The organism is Aeromicrobium sp. CnD17-E, from assembly GCF_024124745.1.
Taxonomy (GTDB): domain Bacteria; phylum Actinomycetota; class Actinomycetes; order Propionibacteriales; family Nocardioidaceae; genus Aeromicrobium.
On the sequence record NZ_JAMXRU010000036.1, the window covers coordinates 1 to 18,382 of the forward strand.

Sequence of the window (18,382 nt, forward strand, 5' to 3'; positions counted from 1 at the left end):
CCAGGAGGCCGAGCCGCGAGCGCTCGACCCGGACCCCGAGCGCCGACGCGGCGTCGTCGCCCAGCTCGAGCGCGCCGAGGCGCCGCGAGAGGACGAAGGCGACGGGCAGCAGCACGGCCACGGCGACGAGCAGGGCGCGCAGCTCGAACGGGCCGGCCGAGCCGACGGACCCGACCAGCCACGTCATGGCCTCGCGCGCGTCGCTGAGGTCGGCACGGGCGATGACGTAGCCGGTGAGCGCGGTGAACAGCTGGGAGAGACCGATGCCGACGAGGATGAAGCGGTAGCCGGTGATGCCGCCGCGCCACGCGAGCAGGTAGATGGCGATCGAGGCGAGCAGGGCGCCCACCAGGGCCATGACCGACGTCGCGACGGCACCCCAGCCGGTGAACAGGATCGCCGAGACGGCGAACAGGCTCGCGCCACCGGAGATGCCGACGAAGTCGGGCGAGGCGAGCGGGTTGGCGAGCAGACGCTGGAACACCAGGCCCGCCACGCCGAGCGCGAGGCCCGAGCCCAGAGCCGTCGCCGCGGTGGGCAGGCGCAGGTCGAGGACGATGAAGTCGACGCTCGGGTCGTCGGTGAGCCGGAACGCGCTGCCGACGACCTCCCAGGGCGACAGGACGAAGCTGCCGATCATCATCGTGACCACGAAGAGGGCGAAGGTGACCGCGGCGAGCACCAGGGTGATGGTCGTGGTGCGGGCGCGGTAGGCGCGGCGCTGCGCGCGGACGGCGCGACGCAGGGGCGTCTCGAGGGTGCTCACAGCTGCGCCAGGTCCTTGCGTCGGACCAGCAGGATGAAGGCCGGCGCACCGACCACGCCGAGCACCACGCCCACCTGCAGCTCGCTGGGGCTGACGAGCACCCGACCGAGCACGTCGGCGCAGAGCAGGATGATCGGGCTCAGCAGGAACGTGTACGGCAGGATCCAGCGGTAGTCGGGTCCGCAGAGGGCGCGTGCGATGTGCGGGACGACGAGGCCGACGAACACGATCGGCCCGCAGGCGGCGGTCGCGGCGCCACCGAGCAGGGCGACGGTCACGAACACGACCACACGGGTCAGGCGCACGCGCTGGCCGAGGGCGACGGCGAGGTCGTCGCCGAGCGCGAGCCCGTTGAGCGAACGACCCAGCAGCAGGGCCACGGCGATGCCGGCGACCAGGAACGGCCAGGTCTGCGACAGCACCGGCAGGTAGCGTCCGCTGAGCGAGCCGACCTGCCAGAAGCGCAGCTCGTTCAGCGCCTGCAGGTCGGTCATGGTGACGCCCGTGGTGACGGAGTACAGCGACGCGCTGACCGCGGCGCCGGCGAGGGCGAGCTTGACCGGGGTCGCCCCCTCGCGTCCGAACGAGGCCACGCCGTAGACCACGACGGTCGCGATGCCTGCGCCGGCGAACCCGACCCACACGGACGTCGACTGGCTGAGCCCGTCGAACAGCATGACCGCGACGACGATGCCGGCCGCGGCACCCATGTTGATGCCCATGATCCCGGGATCGGCGAGCGGGTTGCGGGTGACGCCCTGCAGGAGCGCTCCGGCGAGCCCGAGGCCGGCCCCGACCAGCAGGCCCAGCAGCGTCCGGGGCACGCGCAGCTCGCGGATGACCGTCTGCTCCGCCGACGACGGGTCGTAGTCGGTGAACGCGGTCCAGATCGTGTGCAGCCCGACACCGCGCGCGCCGATCGTGATGCTGACGAACATCACGACGGCGAGCGCGCCGAGGAGCAGGAGGGCGCCGAGCCCCAGCCCCACGGTGGAGCGGTGCCGCGGGGCGGGGGCCTCGACGGGCTGCGGGCGCTGGACGGTGGCGGTCACGTGAGGTCCGGGTCGGCCTTCTCGACGGCGTCGCTGAGCTGGTCGAGCTGCTCGGCGTAGTCGCGGTAGGTGCTGATCCAGTAGGCCGGCCACGGGGTGACCGCGCCGGCCTCGACGGCCTTGATCTTGCGCCACGTCGGCTGCTTCTCGGCGGTCTTCGTGCTCTGCTCGAGCGTGCGGTCGTCCATGAGGACGAGGTCGGGCTGGTACTTGTCGGCGTTCTCCCACGACAGGTTCTCCCAGTAGGAGAAGTCGGGGTCCGGGGAGTCGGGCACGACGATGTCGAGGCCGTAGCGGGCGAAGTCGGCCAGCTCGGCCGAGTGCTTCGGGACGGCCACGTAGAGGATGTCGTCGGCCGGGGAGACGCCCATCGCGGTGAGGCCGTCGGCCTCGGCGACCGTCGTCTTGAAGCGCTCCCGCGCCTGCTCGAACGCCTGCTTGTCGGCCACGATCTCCTCGGAGTCGAGGTCGGCGCCGAGGGACCCGGAGAGCTCCTCGAAGCCGTCGAGCATCTTCTCGACGGACTGGTCGGCGACCGGGCCGACGACGGGCGCCAGCTTCGCGACCTTCTTGCTGGACTCCTCGACACCGTTCTCGAGGCCGCCGTAGGCCTTCTCGGTGGTCCAGTAGCCGCTGACGATGAGGTCGGGCTCGAGGGCCGCGGCCTTCTCGGCGTCGATCTTGCCCCACGTCTCGCCGAGGATCTCGATGCCGTCGAGGTCGACGCCCTGCAGCGACTTGGTGTCCTTGAGCGGCTGGCTGAGGTAGATGCCGACGGGCCGGATGCCGTGGGCGATGAGGGCGGCGGCCGACTCGCCCTGCGCGATGATCCGCGTCGGCACCTCCTCGGCCGTGTACGTCTTGCCGTCGCCGGAGGTGTAGGTCCAGGCGTTCTCGCCCGACGCCTCTCCGCTCTCGGTGCCGAAGCCACAGCCGGCCAGCAGAAGTGCTGCCGCGGCGGCCAGCAGGGTGAAGCGCGGGCGCAGGGTCATGGGACGTCCTCTCGTAGGCCGTAGGACACACTAACTTAGGTGAGCCTCAACTACGCAAGGGGCGGTGAGCGGGGTCACGCGACCGCCGTCCCGCGGCCGGTCGGCTACCGTTCCCGGCTGACCCGTGGTGCGACGAGCGAAGGAGGAGCGACGTGACACTGGAGCTCATCGACGACGGCCGCGAGACCGCGTGGCTGAGGCCCTCGGAGTCCGGCCACGACAGCGCCGAGGCGACCCTGTGGCTCGGGCCGGCAGGCTTCGAGGCCTACGCGCGCGTGCTCCAGCTGCCTGATCCCGCGTTCGACCGGCAACCCGAGGCCGAGCTGGCCGACGAGGTGCTCGACGGGGCACCGAGCGACGTCGAGCTGGTCACGGGCATCGTCGACGTGCTCGGCTCGTCGTCGGACGACCTCCGCCTCCTGCTGTGGGACGGGTACCCCTACCGGCCCCCGCTGCCGGCGGCGTCACGGTTCGACCTCGCCGGCCTGCGCCAGTACGTGCTCGCCGCGGGCAGCGTCGGCGACTGGGCGCGGTGGGTGGCGGACGCCGCCGAGCCGCACGGTCGGGCCTTCCCCCCGGCGTTCGTCTGGCCCTCCGACCGCGTGTGGTGCGTCGCGTTCGACGTCGACGCGCACTTCGCCGGCGTGGGCGGTTCGGAGGAGGCGGTCACCCGCCTGCTCGACGCCGAGGGCCTCACGGCCGTCCGGGCCCCTCGCGAGTCCACGCCCCCGCTCTACGGCTGATCCACAGGGCGGATCCGGGCCCAAGGGCGGTGTCGGAGGGTGTCCCTAGGTTGGAGACATGGACGGGAACGGCAACGCGGACGTGCTCGAGGGACTCACCTCCCTCGGCCGTGAGCGCGCGCGGGCCGAGGCGGCCGAGCTGGTCGCGATGCTGCGGTTCCGCGACGCCGAGCTGGTCCGTACCGCCGGCATCGAGTCGCCGATGGTGCGGCTCGTCGAGCGTTCGGCGATCGCGCTGGAGATCGGCCAGGCCGTGGGGTTGTCCGAGGGGCAGGTGACCAGCCGGCTGGCCGCCGCCGACCGGCTCCGCGAGCGAGCGCCCCAGACCTGGCTCGCGTTCCGGCGCGGCGACGTCGACTGGGCCCGCGGGCGCGAGGTCGCCTCCACCCTCCTGCTCCTCCAACGACCCGAGTCCCACGACCGGCTCGACGACACGGTCGTCGCCTACGCCAAGACCCACACCGTGGCCGAGCTGCGGGCCTGGCTGAGGCGGTTCGTCGCCCGCGTGGAGGCCGAGGAGGCCGCAGCCCGGGCCGAGGCCGCGCGCCGCCAGCGCGACGTGCAGGTCACCCACGTCGACGACGCCATGGCCTGGGTCAACGCCTACCTCCCGTCCCACCTCGCGGCCGCGATCGGCGCGCGTCTCAACCGTGTCCCGGTCCCCGACGGCGACGACCGCACCCGCGGGCAACGCCGCGCCGACGCGTTCGTCGACCTCCTCCTCGCCGAGGACACCCCCTCCACCGGCCGCGCCCGCACCGACATCGGCGTCGTCATCGACGCCGACGTCCTCGCCGGCGCCGAGCCCGGGCCGGCCGTCTCCGACGACGGCACCTGGACCGTCCCCGCCGAGTGGGTGCTCGAGCACCTCGACCCCGACGACACCTTCTTCCACCGCCTCCTCGTCGACCCCATCACGCGCGACGTCCTCGCCCACGAGTACGTGGGCCGGTTCGCGCCCGACGTCCTCGCCGCCGCCATCAGCTTCCGCGACGGCGTCTGCCAGGCCCCCGGCTGCCTGAGACCCGCCCGCGACTGCGACCTCGACCACCGAGAACCCCACCCCAGAGGCCCCACCAACGGCTCCAACCTCTGGGCACTGCACCGCCGACACCACGCCATGAAGAGCCACCGCACGCTCCGCTGGATCCTGCCCTCCGGCCGCACCGTCGACGCCGAACCCGCCACCCACGGCGTCCCCGACGGCAACACCTCCCACGTCGAACGCGCCGTCGCGCGAGGCCTCACCGACGACCACGACTAACCACATTTATGTGGCTAAGTGTGGATAAGGTGATGCGCATGCCCACAGAAGAGGCCTGGCCCGCCCTGGACCACGAGACGCTTCCCTGGGACCTGTCCGGCGCCTACGCCTCGCCCACGCAGAAGCGCAAGCACCGCGGCCCCTATCGTGCCGCGGTGCCTCCCACCATCGACGGACGACAGCCCCGCCTGGACGCCGGAACGCGGTCGCTCGTCGACGACGCCACGGCCGAGCTGGCCCGCTTCGACGAGCGCGCCCTCGAGCTCCTGGGCACCGACGTCCAGCTGGCGTCGCCGATCACGTCGATCCTCCTCCGGACCGAGAGCGCCTCCTCGTCCCAGATCGAGGACATCACGGTCGGTGCGCGCCAGCTGGCCCTCTTCGAGATCGGGGAGGCCCGCAGCGCGAATGCCGCCCTCGTCTCGGCCAACGTCCGCGCCATGCGCACCGGACTCGAGCTCGTCGACGACATCAGCGAGCAGTCGCTGCTCGATGCTCACGGTGCGCTCCTCGGCGAGACCCAGCCCGCTCACGCGGGACGATGGCGAGACCAGCAGGTCTGGATCGGCGGGGGGACGATCGGCCCGCACCTCGCCGACTTCGTGCCACCGTCCGCGCTGCACGTCCCGCGCCTCGTCACCGACCTCGTCGCCTACTGCGCTGGCGACGAGACCCCACCGCTCGTCCAGGCTGCCGTCGCGCACGCGCAGTTCGAGACCATCCACCCCTTCACCGATGGCAACGGCCGTGTCGGCCGGATCCTGGTGCACGCCGTGCTCGCGCGCCGCGGACTCACGCGACACGTCGTCGTGCCGGTCTCCGCGGGCCTGCTGGTCGACGTCGACGCGTACGTCGACGCCCTCACCCAGTACCGGGCGGGCGATCCGGGAGCCATCGTCGAGCGCGTCGCCGAGGCCGTGTTCTTCGCCGTCGGCGCCAGCCGCGACCTGCTGTCGGACCTGGCCGAGGCCCGCCGGGCTGCACGTCACCGCGTCACGGCGCGCTCGGATGCAGCCGCCTGGCGCCTCGTCGACCACCTCGTCGGACAGCCGGTCATCAGCTCGACATCGGCCGCGAACGCGCTCGACGTCCCGGTCATGACGGCGCAGCGCGCCATCGACCACCTGACCGAGGTCGGAGTGCTGACCGAGACGACCGGACGCTCCCGCGGACGGGTGTGGCAGCTCGACGACGCACTCGACGCCCTCGACCGGTTCGCCGAACGGCTCCGCAGAGCCGCACGCCCCTGAACGCCGACGCCCCCGCGACCAGCAGGTCGCGGGGGCGTCGGGCGGGCGGTCGGCTCAGACGAACTTCTCGCCGTTCTTCGCCTTCTCCAGCAGCAGGGCCGGGGGCTCGAAGCGGTCGCCGTAGGTGGCGGCCAGCTCCTGGGCGCGACGCGTGAACGCCTCGACGCCGATCGAGCCGTCGGCAGCCTCGTAGCCGTTGACGTACTGGATCGCGCCACCCTGCAGGGCCGGGAAGCCGATGCCGAAGATCGAGCCGATGTTGGCGTCGGGCACCGTGCGGAGCACGTTCTCCTCGAGGCACTTGATCGTCTCGAGGCTCATGATGAACGTCAGACGCTCCTTGAGGTCCTCGAAGTCGGGCTGCGTGTCCGACGTCGGGAACTGCTCGCGCAGACCCGACCAGAGGCCGACGCGCTTGCCGTCCTCGTAGTCGTAGAAGCCCGCACCCTTGAGGCGGCCGGAGCGGCCGAGCTCGATCATCGTGTCGATGACGCCCTCGCCCGCGTTGCCCTCCCACGTGCCGCCGGCAGCCTCGACGGCGGCCTTCGACTCGTTGCGGATCTTCGTCATCAGCTCGAGGTTCAGCTCGTCGCTGAGCTGCAGCACCGGTGCCGGGAAGCCCGCGATGGTCGTGGCGCGCTCGATCGAGACCGGGTCGACCCCCTCGGCGAGCATGCCGATGCCCTCGTTGACGAACGTGCCGATGACGCGGCTGGTGAAGAAGCCACGGCTGTCGTTGACGACGATCGGCGTCTTGCGGATCTGCTGGACGTAGTCGAGCGCACCCGCGATGGCGGCGTCGTCGGTCTTCTCGCCGGCGATGATCTCCACCAGCGGCATCTTGTCGACCGGGGAGAAGAAGTGGATGCCGATGAAGTCCTCGGGACGCTCCACGCCCTCGGCCAGACCCGTGATGGGCAGCGTCGACGTGTTGGAGCCGAGCAGGGCGTCGGGCTTGACGACCTTCTGGATCTCGCCGAAGACGTCGTGCTTGAGCTTGACCGACTCGAAGACGGCCTCGACGACGAGGTCGCAGCCCTCCAGGTCGGCGTAGTCGGCCGTCGGCGTGATGCGCGCGAGGAAGGCGTCGACCTTCTCCTGCGTCGTGCGGCCACGCTCGAGCTTCTTGGCCAGCAGCTTCTCGCTGTAGGCCTTGCCCTTCTCGGCCGCCTCGAGCGAGACGTCCTTGAGCACGACCTCCATGCCCGCCTGCGCCGAGACGTACGCGATGCCCGCGCCCATCATGCCGGCGCCGATGACGGCGACCTTCTGGAACGTCTTCGGCTCGATGCCGGCCGGACGCGAGCCGCCGGCGTTGATCGACCCGAGGTCGAAGAAGAAGGCCTGCGTCATGTTCTTGAACTGCTGGCCGACGAGGAGCTCCACCAGGTAGCGGGACTCGATGCGGCTGGCGGTCTCGAAGTCGACCTGCGCACCCTCGACCGCGGCGGCGAGGATGTTGCGCGGCGCCTTGTAGGGCGCACCCTTCGTCTGCTTGCGCAGCATGGCCGGGAACGCGGGCAGGTTGGCGGCGAGCTTCGGGTTCGACGGGGTGCCGCCGGGCATGCGGTAGCCCTGACGGTCCCACGGCTGCTTGGCCGCGTCGTCGTCGCCCTGCACCGACTCGATCCACGCCTTCGCGGCGTCGAGGAGCTGGTCGGCGGGCACGACCTCGTCGACGAGGCCGATCGACTTCGCCTTGGCCGGCTGCATGCGCGGACCCTGGAGCAGGATGTTCATGAGCGCGTCCTGCAGGCCGAACATGCGGACCGTGCGGGTCACGCCGCCGCCACCGGGCAGCAGGCCGAGGGTCACCTCGGGCAGACCGATCTCGAGGCGGACGTCGGCCGCGATGCGGTGGTGCGCGGCGAGCGCGATCTCCAGGCCACCGCCGAGCGCGGCGCCGTTGATCGCCGCGACGACGGGCTTGCCGGCCGTCTCGAGCTTGCGCAGCGTGGCCTTGATGCCCTCGACGTTGTCGAAGAGCTTCTGCGCGTCGGCCGGGGTGGCCTGCGTCATCAGCTTGAGGTCGCCGCCGGCGAAGAAGGTCTTCTTCGCCGAGGAGATGATGACGCCCTTGATGCTGTCGGCGTCGGCCGCGATCTCGTCGACCAGGCGGTCGACGGCCTTCGCCATGGACGTCGCGTAGGCGTCGTTCATGGTGTTGGCGTTCTGGTTGGGGTCGTCGAGGACGAGGTTGACGATGCCGCCCTCGACCTCGTAGCGCACTGCTTCGGTCATGGTGTCTCTCTTCTCCTGGGTCAGACGCGCTCGACGATGGTGGCGATGCCCATGCCGCCGCCGATGCACAGCGTGGCCAGGCCGTAGCGCTTCTCGCGGCGGTGCAGCTCGTCGACGAGCGTGCCGAGGATCATCGCGCCGGTGGCACCGAGCGGGTGGCCCATGGCGATCGCGCCGCCGTTGACGTTGGTCTGCTCGTGCGGGTAGTCGTCGAGGTCGCGCATGAGCTTCATGGCGACGGCGGCGAACGCCTCGTTGATCTCGATGAGGTCGATGTCCTCGATGGAGAGGCCGGCCTTGTCGAGCGCCTTGCGGGCGGCGGGGCCGGGGCCCGTCAGCATGATCGTCGGCTCGGAGCCGATGACCGCGGTGGAGACGATGCGCGCGCGCGGCGTGAGGCCGTGGCGCTGGCCGGCGTTCTCGTTGCCGATCAGCACGAGCGACGCGCCGTCCACGATGCCCGAGCTGTTGCCCGCGTGGTGGACGTGGTTGATCTTCTCGACCGTCGTGTACTTCTCGAGCGCGACGGCGTCGAAGCCGGCGAAGTCGCCGAGGTCCTTGAACGACGGCTTGAGACCGGCGAGCGACTCGGCGGTGGTGCCCTCGCGTACGAACTCGTCGTGGTCGAGGATCGTCATGCCGTTGACGTCCTTGACGGGGATGACGGAGTTCGCGAAGTAGCCGTTGGCGATCGCCTTGGCCGCGCGCGCCTGGCTCTCGGCGGCGAACTGGTCGACGTCGTCGCGGCTGAAGCCCTCGAGGGTCGCGATGAGGTCGGCGCCGATGCCCTGCGGCACGAAGTCGGTGTCGAGCGCGGTCCGGGGGTCCATCGCCCAGGCGCCACCGTCGGAGGCCATGGGCACACGGCTCATGGACTCGACGCCGCCGGCGACGATGAGGTCCTCCCAGCCGGACTTCACCCGGGCCGAGGCCTGGTTGACGGACTCCAGTCCGGAGCCGCAGAAGCGGTTGAGCTGCACGCCGGCCACCTGCTCGCCGAACCCGGCGGCGAGGACGGCGGTGCGGGAGATGTCGGCGCCCTGGTCGCCGACGGGGGAGACGACACCGAGGACGACGTCGTCGACCTGGTTCGCGTCGAGGTCGGGGTTACGGGTCTTGATCTCCTCGAGCAGGCCGTTGAGCAGCGAGATCGGCTTGACCTCGTGCAGCGAGCCGGTCTTCTTGCCGCGTCCGCGCGGGGTGCGGATCGCGTCGTAGATGTAAGCCTCGGTCATGTCAGTGTCCTTCGTGTAGAACCTTCGGTGCCGATTGTGACACCACTGCTGTCAGAGTCGCTAGTGACCCGGCTGATCGTGACGCGGGTCACTCCGACCGGCCGCCGGTCTTGACGCTACGCTCTCGCAGGTGACCGACGGCCCGAACGAGACGATGAGCGTGGAGCAGCTGGCCACACGTGTCGACATGACGGTGCGCACGGTCCGCTTCTACGCCGGTCGGGGGCTCATCCCGCCGCCCCGACGCGCGGGGCGCAACGGCTACTACGGGCCCGACCACCTGGCGCGGCTCGAGCTCGTCAAGGAGCTGCAGGCGCACGGCTTCACCCTGGCCGCCATCGAGGGGTACCTCGAGCAGATCCCCGCCGACGCGACGCCCGAGCAGGTGGCTCTGCACCGCACGCTCCTCGCGCCCTGGACGCCGGAGATGCCCGAGACGCTCGACCGCTCGATGCTCGAGAGGCGCGCCGGTCGCAGCCTGAGCGACGACGACCTCGAGGTGCTGGTCGCCATCGGTGTCGTCGAGCCGACGCCGACCGAGGACGTGTTCCGCCTCGCGCCCGCCCACCTGGCCGTCGGGATGGGCTTCCTCGACGCCGGCCTGCCCGTCGACGCGGCACTCGCCGCACGGAGGGTGATCACGGAGCACGGCCGGGCGCTCGCGGTCGAGCTGACCGAGCTGTTCCGCACCCTCGTCTGGCCGCACCTGGTCGCTTCGGGTCAGCCGCCGGAGCTGATCACGGCGATGATCGAGCGGTTCAAGCCGCTCACCGTGCAGGCCCTCGTGACGTCGTACGAGGAGGCCGTCGACGACGAGAAGCGGCGCACGGTCCGGCGTCGGGCCAACGAGCGCGACTGAGGTCACGCCTCGCTCGTCGAGCGCACCTTTCGCGCCCTCGGTACGCTGAGGCACGAAGGGAAGTATCCCGACGACCTGGTGCGTCAGCACGGTCCGGCCATCCGGACCCGCGCCAGGTGGCCCTCCCGGGTGGAGAAACCTTCGCGACATCCCTGTCATCCCTGACATCGTCACCGCGAAGGAGCGCACTCCCCCATGCCCCTCGGTTCCTCACTCGACTGGACCCTGCTGTTCGTCGCGATCATCGTCCTGCTCGCCGTCGACCTGCTGCTCACCCGCAAGCGCGACGAGATGCCGGTCAAGGTCGCCGCCGTCTGGTCGATCGCCTGGATCGCGATCGCCCTCGCCTTCGGCGGCGTGCTGTACCTGTTCGGCACCTCCGAGCAGGCGGGCACCTACCTCGCCGGCTACCTCGTGGAGAAGTCGCTGTCGCTCGACAACGTCTTCGTCTTCCTGGTCGTGCTCGGCGCCTTCGCCATCCCGACGCCGAAGCGTGTGCGTCTGCTGACCTACGGCATCGTGCTCGCGCTCGTGCTGCGCCTGATCTTCATCCTGGTCGGCGCCGCGGCGCTCGACGCCGCCTCCTGGTTGACCTACCCGTTCGCCGCGCTGCTCGCCTGGACCGGCTGGCGCCTCTGGAAGCACCGCAACGACCACGACGGTGACGAGAAGCTCGTCGAGGGCGTGAAGAACCGCATGACGATCGCCGAGGGCGACCACGGCGACAAGCTGATCGCCAAGGAGAACGGCAAGCGGATGCTGACCACGGCCGGCGCCGCGCTGGTGGCCATCGCCGTCGTCGACATCATCTTCGCCGTCGACTCCGTGCCCGCGATCCTCGGCATCACGACCGACACGTTCGTCGTGTTCGCCGCGAACGCCTTCGCCCTGCTGGGCCTGCGCCCGCTGTTCTTCCTGGTGGCGGAGCTGGTGGCGCGCCTGAAGCACCTCAAGGCCGCGCTCGCCGCGCTGCTGGTCTTCATCGCCGCGAAGATGGTCTACGGCGAGGTCCTCGACACCAAGGTCGGCGTGGAGTGGTCGCTCGGCGGCGTGCTGCTGATCCTGGGCGCCGGCGTCGTCGCCTCGCTCCCCGCGTACAAGCGCGAGAAGGCGCAGGAGGAGGACGCCAAGGTCCAGGAGGGCGACGAGCCGCTCGTCTGACCCTCACGCGAACGGCCCCCACGCAGCTGCGTGGGGGCCGTCGTCGTGTGCGGAGGTCAGAGTCCCATGCCGCGCCCGATGATCTCCTTCATGATCTCGGTCGTGCCGCCGTAGATCGTCTGGATGCGCGTGTCGAGGTACGCCTTGGAGATCGGGTACTCCGACATGAACCCGTAGCCGCCGTGCAGCTGCAGGCACTGGTCGACGGTCTTCTTCTGCAGCTCGGTCGTCCACCACTTGCCCATGGCGGCGTCGGCGACCGTCAGGTCGCCGCGGTTGTGCTGCGTGATCGACTCGTCAACGAACACCTGCGCGATCCGCGCCTCCGTCTCGAGCTCGGCGAGCACGAAGCGGCTGTTCTGGAACGAGCCGATCGGCTTGCCGAACGCCTTGCGCTCCTTGACGTAGTCGAGCGTCATGTCGATGGCCGCGCGGCACGCGGCGGCCGCCACGACCGAGATCGACAGCCGCTCCTGCGGCAGCTTCTCCATCAGGTAGATGAAGCCCTGACCCGGCTCGCCGACGAGGTTCTCCTTCGGCACGCGCACGTCCTCGAAGTACAGCTCGGCGGTGTCCTGCGCCTTGAGGCCGATCTTGTCGAGGTTGCGACCGCGCTCGAAGCCGGGCGTACCGCGCTCGACGGCGATGAGCGAGAAGCCCATCGCGCCGGCCTCGGGGTCGGTCTGGCAGACCACGAGCACGAGGTCGGCGTTGATGCCGTTGGTGATGAACGTCTTCGAGCCGTTGATGACGTACTCGTCGCCGTCGAGCACGGCCCGCGTCTTGATGCCCTGCAGGTCCGAGCCGGTGCCCGGCTCCGTCATGGCGATGGCGGTGATCATCTCGCCGCTGCAGAACCTCGGGAACCAGCGCGCCTTCTGCTCGTCGGAGGCGTACGACAGCAGGTAGCCGGAGACGAGGTCGGTCTGGATGACGAAGCCGATGCCGCTCGCGCCGATCCGGGTGACCTCCTCGGACAGGATCGCGTTGTAGCGGAAGTCGGTGATCCCGCCTCCGCCGTGCTCCTCGGGCATCATGAACCCGAGCAGGCCGAGCTCGCCGGCCTTCTCCCACACCTCGCGGGGGACGATGCCGTCCTTCTCCCACTGGTCGTGGTGCGGCGCGATCTCCTTCTCGCAGAACGTGCGGACGGTGTCGCGGAACGCCTCGTGGTCGGCGTCGAAGATGGTGCGCTTCATGGTGTGTTCCTTCCTAGGCCTGGACGGCGACGCCGTCGGCGATGAGGGTCTCGACGTCGTCGATGCCCCAGGCGGTCAGTGCCTCACGGGTGTTGGCGCCCGGCCCGACGGGCGGGGTCGTGAGGTGAGGTGCGGTGCGCGAGAAGCGCGGGGCCGGCGCGGGCTGCGTGGTGCCGTGGTGCTCCACGTAGGTGCCGCGGGCGACGTTGTGGGGGTGCTCGTACGCCTCGGTCAGCGGGAGCACGGGGTGCACGCAGGCGTCGGAGCCGTCGAAGACGTCGGTCCACTCGGCCTGCGTGCGCGACGCGAACCGGCGCTCCAGCTCGCCGCGCAGCGTGCCCCAGTCCTGCAGGTCGTACTGGCCGGGCAGGTCGCCCCCGACCAGCTCGACGAACGCGGCGAAGAACTGCGGCTCGAGCGGGCCGACCGACATCCAGCGACCGTCCGACGTCCGGAAGACGTCGTAGAACGGGGCGGCTCCGCCGAGCAGGTTCGTGCCGCGTCGGCCGTCCCAGATGCCGGCCTGCTGCATCGTCACGGCCATGGTCAGGAGGTGGGCAGTGCCGTCGGTGATGGCGGCGTCGACGACCTGGCCCTCACCCGACGCGCGGGCGTGCAGCAGCGCCGCGAGCACGCCGGCCACCAGATACAACGAGCCGCCGCCGAAGTCGCCCAGCAGGTTCATCGGGAAGGCAGGAGCGTCGTCGGGTCGTCGACCGAGCGGGTCGAGCGCACCGGCGACGGCGATGTAGTTCATGTCGTGCCCGGCCGTCTGGCTCAACGGGCCGTCCTGGCCCCACCCGGTCATCCGGCCGTAGACGAGCGCGGGGTTGCGGGCGAGGCAGTCGTCCGGACCGATGCCGAGACGCTCGGTGACGCCCGGGCGGAAGCCCTCGAGCAGCACGTCGGCCTGCTCGACGAGCCGCAGCACGGTCTCGACGCCACGCGGGTCCTTCAGGTCGAGGGCGACCGACGGTCGACCGCGGCCGAGCAGGTCCTGCTCGGGGCGCGTGACCTGCAGGCCACCCCCGCCGGGCCGGTGGACGCGCACCACGTCGGCGCCGAGGTCGGCGAGCATCATGGCCGCGAACGGCCCAGGGCCGATGCCGACCATCTCGACGACGCGTACGCCGTTCAGGGGTCCAGGGTTGATCGTCACACCACCATTGTGACAGTTGTACTGTCACGATGTCGAGCGCCCTCTGTGCTGACCCTCACCCTGTTCGGATACCGCCGGTATGTGGCAGCATCTCCCCGTGCACCCCGACCTCGCCTACACCCGCCGCGGCACCCCCGGTGCCCCTCCGCTCGTCCTCCTGCACGGCATCGGCCACCGTCGCCAGGCCTGGGACCCGGTGATCGAGGAGCTCGCCCGCGACTACGACGTCATCGCCCCCGACCTGTCCGGGTTCGGGGAGTCGCCTGCCTTCGCCGGTGGCGTCCGGTACTCGATGGACAACGCGTGCGACCACCTGCTGACCCAGTTCGAGCGGTGGGGCGTGACCAAGCCGCACGTCGCCGGCAACTCCCTCGGCGGGGCGATCGCCCTCGAGCTCGGCGCGCGCGGGCTGGTGGCGTCGGCTACCGCGCTCAGCCCCGCCGGCTTCTTCGGACCGATCAACCGCTTCCAGGCCCTGCTGCCCCTGTTCCTCATGCGGCTCTCGGCGATGGTCACGCCGAAGCGCCTCCTGCAGCGCCTCGCCGCCGACCTGCGCGGTCGCCGTGCCATCGGCTGGATCCTCTACGCCCACCCCGAGCGTCACGACGCCGAGCACACCTACGGCGACTCCCTCGCGCTCAAGCACGCCACCGCCTTCGAGCGGACGGCGAAGGAGGGCGTGATCTACCGCTTCGACAGCCAGGTGCCCGTCCCCGCGACGATCGCCTGGGGCACCCGTGACCGCATCCTGCCCTACGCGCAGTCGAAGGTCGCCCGCCAGCGCCTCCCGCAGGCCCGCCACGAGCCCCTGCCCGGCAGCGGGCACGTCCCCATGGCCGACGACCCCGAGCGGGTCCTGCGGCTCATCCGCGAGACCGCGGTCTGAGCACTCCCCACGATTCGGAACACCATCGCCCGTTCCTCGCCCAGGAATGGGCGATGACGTTCCGAAACGGCGGCACGTTCCTCAGATGATGCTGCCGACGTCGTCGCGGACGATGCGGCTCAGCGCGCGCTCGGCAACGGCCGCGATGGTCATCGACGGGTTGCAGGCCGCGGCCGAGCCGGGCAGCAGCGCGCCGTCGAGGACGTAGAGGCCCTTCTGACCCTTCACCCGACCCTCGTGGTCGCAGGCGTCACCCATGTTCATGCCGCCCATGGGGTGCCAGGTCGAGGGGACGAGGGCGTTCGTGTCGACCAGCAGGGTGTCGAGGCCGGCGATGGCCGCGACCCGCGGGGCGATCGTCCGCGTCTGCAGCTCCCGGTCGCCCTCGTAGCGCCACGACAGGGTCGCGTCGTCCGTGAGCGCGTTGTAGACGAAGCGCCCGCGCTCCCGGCTGACGCCGTAGGCGACCATCATCGTGCTGCGCAGGTCGAGGTCGAGCCCCGCGATCCCGATCGGCGGCAGCGACGCCTGGATGACCGTGTTCGCCGTCGCGGGGTCGGACCAGGCCTTGCTGCCGAAGACCACCGGCCCGCCCTGCGGCGTCGGGAAGGAGCCGAGCAGGCTGGTCCACACGTAGATGCGGTCGGCGTTCGTGCCGAAGCCGTGGCCGGTGGCGTCGGGCAGGTCCGGGATGCGACCAGTGGCCTTCGCCCGCACCAGCATGCGGCTGGTGCCACCGCTGCCCGCGCCCATGACCAGGGTCGGGGTCGTGATGACCTGCTGCTCGAGCGGGGTGCCCCGCTCGTCCGTCCGGGTCAGCTCCACCTGCCAGGCACCGGTCGACGTGCGCGACACCGCGTCCACGCGGTGCAGCAGCCGCACCTCCAGCAGACCCGTCGCCTCGGCGGCCTTGAGGTAGGTGACGTCGAGCGACTGCTTGCCGCCGTTGTTGACCCCGAAGGCGCAGTCGCCATTGGTGTAGGACGGCTTCATCTCACCCCGCAGCTCACGCAGCGCGAAGCTCCAGTCCACCGGCATCGGGATGCGCTCGACGTCGAAGCCGGCGGCCTCCGCCCGACGCTTGAACTCCCGCGAGGTCGCGTAGTTCGGGCTGTCGACGATGCCGTCGGGCGCGGTCTGCAGACGCAGCATCCGGGCGACCGTGGCGTAGTGCCCGACCATCTCGTCGTAGTCGAGCGCGGCCGGGAACTCGTGCTCGAACACCGCCCGGGAGGGCTGCAGCGACATGCCCTGGTACGTCAGCGAGCCACCGCCGTAGCCGACCCCGCTCATGATCGACATCGTCGGTCCGAGGAGCGTGTTGAACAGGCCGGCGTAGGGCGCGAGCGACACGGGGCGACCGAAGAGCCGCGGCGCGGACCCGTAGAAGAGGGCGCGCTCATCGATCGTCTTGACCGTCGGGAAGGTGTCGCTGTTCGGTCCGCTGGGCCAGCGGCGGCCCTGCTCCAGCAGCGTGACGGGAACACCGGCCTGCGTGAGGCGCAGCGCGGTGACCGCTCCACCGAAGCCCGAGCCGATGATCACGACGCGTCGCTGCTCACGGGTCAGGCGAACCCTCGCCGACGCCGGGCGGGCGCTGGCCCCGATCGTCGCTGCGACGGCCGCCATCCCTCCCGCGGCGAGGACGGTGCGACGGGAGGCGACGGACGACGGGCTCTGGCTCTCGGCAGACATGCAACGAAGGTTCACACCTGTCTCGTTTGAGTGGTCAACCCCTGGCGCACCGCCGTCTAGCATGGTGGGATGACGCACGGGACAGCGCAGCGCGCCGACGCCGTGCGCAACCGTCGCGCCATCCTCGACGCCGCCGGCCGGCTGCTCCTCGAGCACGGCGACCTGTCCATGACCGACCTCGCCCGCACCGCCGGCGTCACCCGACCCACGCTCTACCGCCACTTCCCCGACCGGGAGCACGTGCTCGACGCCCTCGCGCGCGACCTCGGCCCGCTCGTCGTGGCCCGCCTGCTCGAGACCTTCGAGGGACTCCCGCTCGCCGACGCGCTCGACCGGCTCGCGGCCGACGTCGTCGACGTCGCCCGACAGCACCGCGAGCTGCTCGACGCCGGCCACCGACAGCTGCACGAGCTGGCCCGGCTGATCGTGCCGGGCGAGCCCATCGCGCGGCTGCTCGAGGAACGGCGCACCTCGGGAGAGCTGCGCCCCACGCACGACGTCGACTGGCTCGCCCGATGCATCCGGGCCCTGTGCCTCACCGCCATCGACGACACCCGCGACGCGGAGGTCGTGCGGGCGGACCTCGCCCGCTCGCTCCGGGCCGTGACGTCCTAGCTCAGGCTCACCGACCCGACGCGAACCGGGCCGGGGTCGTGCCGACCGTGCGGCGGAAGTGCCGCGTCAGGTGCGCCTGGTCCCAGAACCCCGCCTCGACGGCCGTCTCGGACACGGAGGTCCCGCGCAGCAGGAGCCGTCGGGCCGTGTCGACCCGCCGACCGACGAGGTAGCGGTGCGGGGCGATGCCGTACGTCTGCGTGAAGGTGCGAGCCAGGTGGGCCGGCGAGCGACCGAGCAGGCGACCCGCCTCCTCGAGGCTCAGGCCGTCGGTGACGTGCGCGTCGAGCAGGTCGCGCAGCGCCCTCGGCCGGCGCGTCCGAGGCGTCGGCACCCGCGTCGTGGCGCAGGACGACGTCGCGCAGCCCCAGCAGCAGCGACTCGGACTGCCACGCGTCAGCAGGTCCGTCGAGCACGGCGTGCAGCTCCTCCACAAGCCCCCGCGCCCGCGGCACGACGGGCTGGTCGACGGCGCGACCGGTCATGGTCGGTGGCAGCCAGTCGGCCTCGAGGTAGAGCACCCGCTTGCGGAACCCCAGACCGGCTCGCGCCGACCTGCCGTCGTGGGCGACGTGCGGAGGCAGCAGGCTCACCCGTCGCTGGGGCGACGTGCGGGGGTGGCGGTCGAGGTCGTAGGTCACGCACCCCTCGTCGACCAGCAGCACCGTCCACGTGTCGTGGGTGTGCGCGGGGTACGCGTGGCCGGTCATCGTCGCGTGGAAGACCTCGCGCACGAGCGGCACGTCAGGCGCCCACGCCCGCACCCTCTCGACCATGCTCGGAACGTACAAGACGGGAGGTCGTCGCAAGGCACATCGTGTCGGTCATGGAAGAGATCCGCTTCGACACCAAGATCGCCGTCGTCCTGCGGGACGACCTCCTGCCCTGGCAGGAGCTCAACGTGACCGCGTTCCTCATGAGCGGCATCGCCGCGAACCCCGAGCTGCTCGGCGAGCCGTACGAGGACGCCGACGGCCAGCGCTACCTCCCGCTGCTGCGTCAGCCGGTCGTCGTGCTCAGCGCCGACACCGCGACCCTCGCGCGCGTGCACGCGAAGGTCGTGACCCGGGGCATGCCGCTGGCCGTCTACACCCACGACATGTTCTCGACCGGTCACGACGCCGCCAACCGCGCGACGGTGGCTGCCGTGCCGACCGCCGAGCTCGACCTCGTCGGCATCGCGGTGCACGGTCCGAAGAACCCCGTCGACAAGGCCCTGAAGGGCACGCGGCTGCACGACTGACGGGCATACGCGCAGGGCGCAC

General features: G+C 71.1%; 17 protein-coding genes and 1 pseudogene. 8 read left to right on the plus strand and 10 right to left on the minus strand.

Translation table 11 applies throughout. The features are described 5' to 3' along the window. From NH339_RS08850 to NH339_RS08860, 3 genes are all read right to left on the minus strand, one after another. A partial coding sequence (locus tag NH339_RS08850; protein WP_253024500.1) for an iron chelate uptake ABC transporter family permease subunit occupies positions 1-766 on the minus strand: 766 nt, incomplete at its 3' end. Beyond that, a complete protein-coding gene (locus tag NH339_RS08855; protein ID WP_253024502.1) occupies positions 763-1,818 on the minus strand; it encodes an iron ABC transporter permease in 1,056 nt (351 codons plus the stop codon). The genes NH339_RS08850 and NH339_RS08855, both read right to left, overlap by 4 nt. After that, positions 1,815-2,810, minus strand: a complete 996-nt coding sequence (locus tag NH339_RS08860) for an ABC transporter substrate-binding protein (RefSeq protein ID WP_253024504.1) — start codon at positions 2,808-2,810, stop codon at positions 1,815-1,817. Before NH339_RS08860 ends, NH339_RS08855 begins: the two co-directional genes overlap by 4 nt. 152 nt (positions 2,811-2,962) lie before the next feature. Between NH339_RS08860 and NH339_RS08865 the strand changes: the two genes are divergently transcribed. Genes NH339_RS08865 through NH339_RS08875 form a run of 3 tightly spaced genes read left to right on the plus strand, consistent with a single transcriptional unit; the run spans position 2,963 to position 6,067 of the window. Continuing rightward, positions 2,963-3,553: a hypothetical protein gene (locus NH339_RS08865; protein ID WP_253024506.1), complete on the plus strand. Its 591-nt coding sequence runs from the start codon at positions 2,963-2,965 to the stop codon at positions 3,551-3,553. A 58-nt stretch (positions 3,554-3,611) separates the two neighbouring features. After that, the gene (locus tag NH339_RS08870) at positions 3,612-4,817 is read left to right on the plus strand and encodes an HNH endonuclease signature motif containing protein (RefSeq protein WP_253024508.1); all 1,206 of its coding nucleotides are present in this window, start codon (positions 3,612-3,614) and stop codon (positions 4,815-4,817) included. A gap of 38 nt (positions 4,818-4,855) precedes the next feature. After that, complete coding sequence (locus NH339_RS08875; RefSeq protein ID WP_253024510.1) at positions 4,856-6,067, plus strand: Fic family protein; 1,212 nt, start codon at positions 4,856-4,858, stop codon at positions 6,065-6,067. A 54-nt stretch (positions 6,068-6,121) separates the two neighbouring features. Here the strand turns inward: NH339_RS08875 and NH339_RS08880 are convergent, their stop codons facing one another. Both NH339_RS08880 and NH339_RS08885 read right to left on the minus strand, forming a co-directional pair. After that, a complete protein-coding gene (locus NH339_RS08880; RefSeq protein ID WP_253024512.1) occupies positions 6,122-8,308 on the minus strand; it encodes a 3-hydroxyacyl-CoA dehydrogenase NAD-binding domain-containing protein in 2,187 nt (728 codons plus the stop codon). A gap of 20 nt (positions 8,309-8,328) precedes the next feature. After that, positions 8,329-9,543, minus strand: a complete 1,215-nt coding sequence (locus NH339_RS08885; protein WP_253024514.1) for an acetyl-CoA C-acetyltransferase — start codon at positions 9,541-9,543, stop codon at positions 8,329-8,331. Between the two features lie 130 nt (positions 9,544-9,673). Here NH339_RS08885 and NH339_RS08890 point away from each other — a divergent pair, with 130 nt between their 5' ends. Both NH339_RS08890 and NH339_RS08895 read left to right on the plus strand, forming a co-directional pair. Beyond that, positions 9,674-10,402, plus strand: a complete 729-nt coding sequence (locus NH339_RS08890; protein WP_236749767.1) for a MerR family transcriptional regulator — start codon at positions 9,674-9,676, stop codon at positions 10,400-10,402. 195 nt (positions 10,403-10,597) lie between these two features. Then, entirely contained in the window at positions 10,598-11,563 is a 966-nt protein-coding gene (locus tag NH339_RS08895) for a TerC/Alx family metal homeostasis membrane protein (RefSeq protein WP_253024516.1), read from the plus strand. Between the two features lie 56 nt (positions 11,564-11,619). Here NH339_RS08895 and NH339_RS08900 read toward each other — a convergent pair whose 3' ends face one another. Next, positions 11,620-12,762, minus strand: coding sequence for an acyl-CoA dehydrogenase family protein (locus tag NH339_RS08900; RefSeq protein WP_253024518.1), 1,143 nt, complete (start codon positions 12,760-12,762; stop codon positions 11,620-11,622). A gap of 13 nt (positions 12,763-12,775) precedes the next feature. Then, positions 12,776-13,921: a CaiB/BaiF CoA-transferase family protein gene (locus NH339_RS08905; RefSeq protein WP_253024520.1), complete on the minus strand. Its 1,146-nt coding sequence runs from the start codon at positions 13,919-13,921 to the stop codon at positions 12,776-12,778. A gap of 97 nt (positions 13,922-14,018) precedes the next feature. Here NH339_RS08905 and NH339_RS08910 point away from each other — a divergent pair, with 97 nt between their 5' ends. Beyond that, positions 14,019-14,807, plus strand: coding sequence for an alpha/beta fold hydrolase (locus tag NH339_RS08910; protein ID WP_253024532.1), 789 nt, complete (start codon positions 14,019-14,021; stop codon positions 14,805-14,807). An 81-nt stretch (positions 14,808-14,888) separates the two neighbouring features. On the opposite strand, the gene NH339_RS08915 is transcribed toward NH339_RS08910, so the two are convergent. After that, complete coding sequence (locus NH339_RS08915) at positions 14,889-16,502, minus strand: GMC oxidoreductase (RefSeq protein ID WP_253024534.1); 1,614 nt, start codon at positions 16,500-16,502, stop codon at positions 14,889-14,891. Between the two features lie 69 nt (positions 16,503-16,571). Between NH339_RS08915 and NH339_RS08920 the strand changes: the two genes are divergently transcribed. Further along, complete coding sequence (locus tag NH339_RS08920; RefSeq protein ID WP_253024536.1) at positions 16,572-17,117, plus strand: TetR/AcrR family transcriptional regulator; 546 nt, start codon at positions 16,572-16,574, stop codon at positions 17,115-17,117. A gap of 7 nt (positions 17,118-17,124) precedes the next feature. On the opposite strand, the gene NH339_RS08925 is transcribed toward NH339_RS08920, so the two are convergent. Then, positions 17,125-17,451 carry a helix-turn-helix transcriptional regulator gene (locus tag NH339_RS08925; protein WP_253024538.1) on the minus strand — a complete coding sequence of 109 codons (327 nt, stop codon included), beginning with the start codon at positions 17,449-17,451 and terminating at the stop codon, positions 17,125-17,127. 91 nt (positions 17,452-17,542) lie between these two features. Further along, a pseudogene (locus NH339_RS08930) lies at positions 17,543-17,893 on the minus strand (AraC family ligand binding domain-containing protein); the annotation flags it as partial. Between the two features lie 50 nt (positions 17,894-17,943). Here NH339_RS08930 and NH339_RS08935 point away from each other — a divergent pair. After that, positions 17,944-18,360, plus strand: a complete 417-nt coding sequence (locus NH339_RS08935; protein WP_253024540.1) for a DUF2000 domain-containing protein — start codon at positions 17,944-17,946, stop codon at positions 18,358-18,360. Positions 18,361-18,382 lie beyond the last annotated feature (22 nt).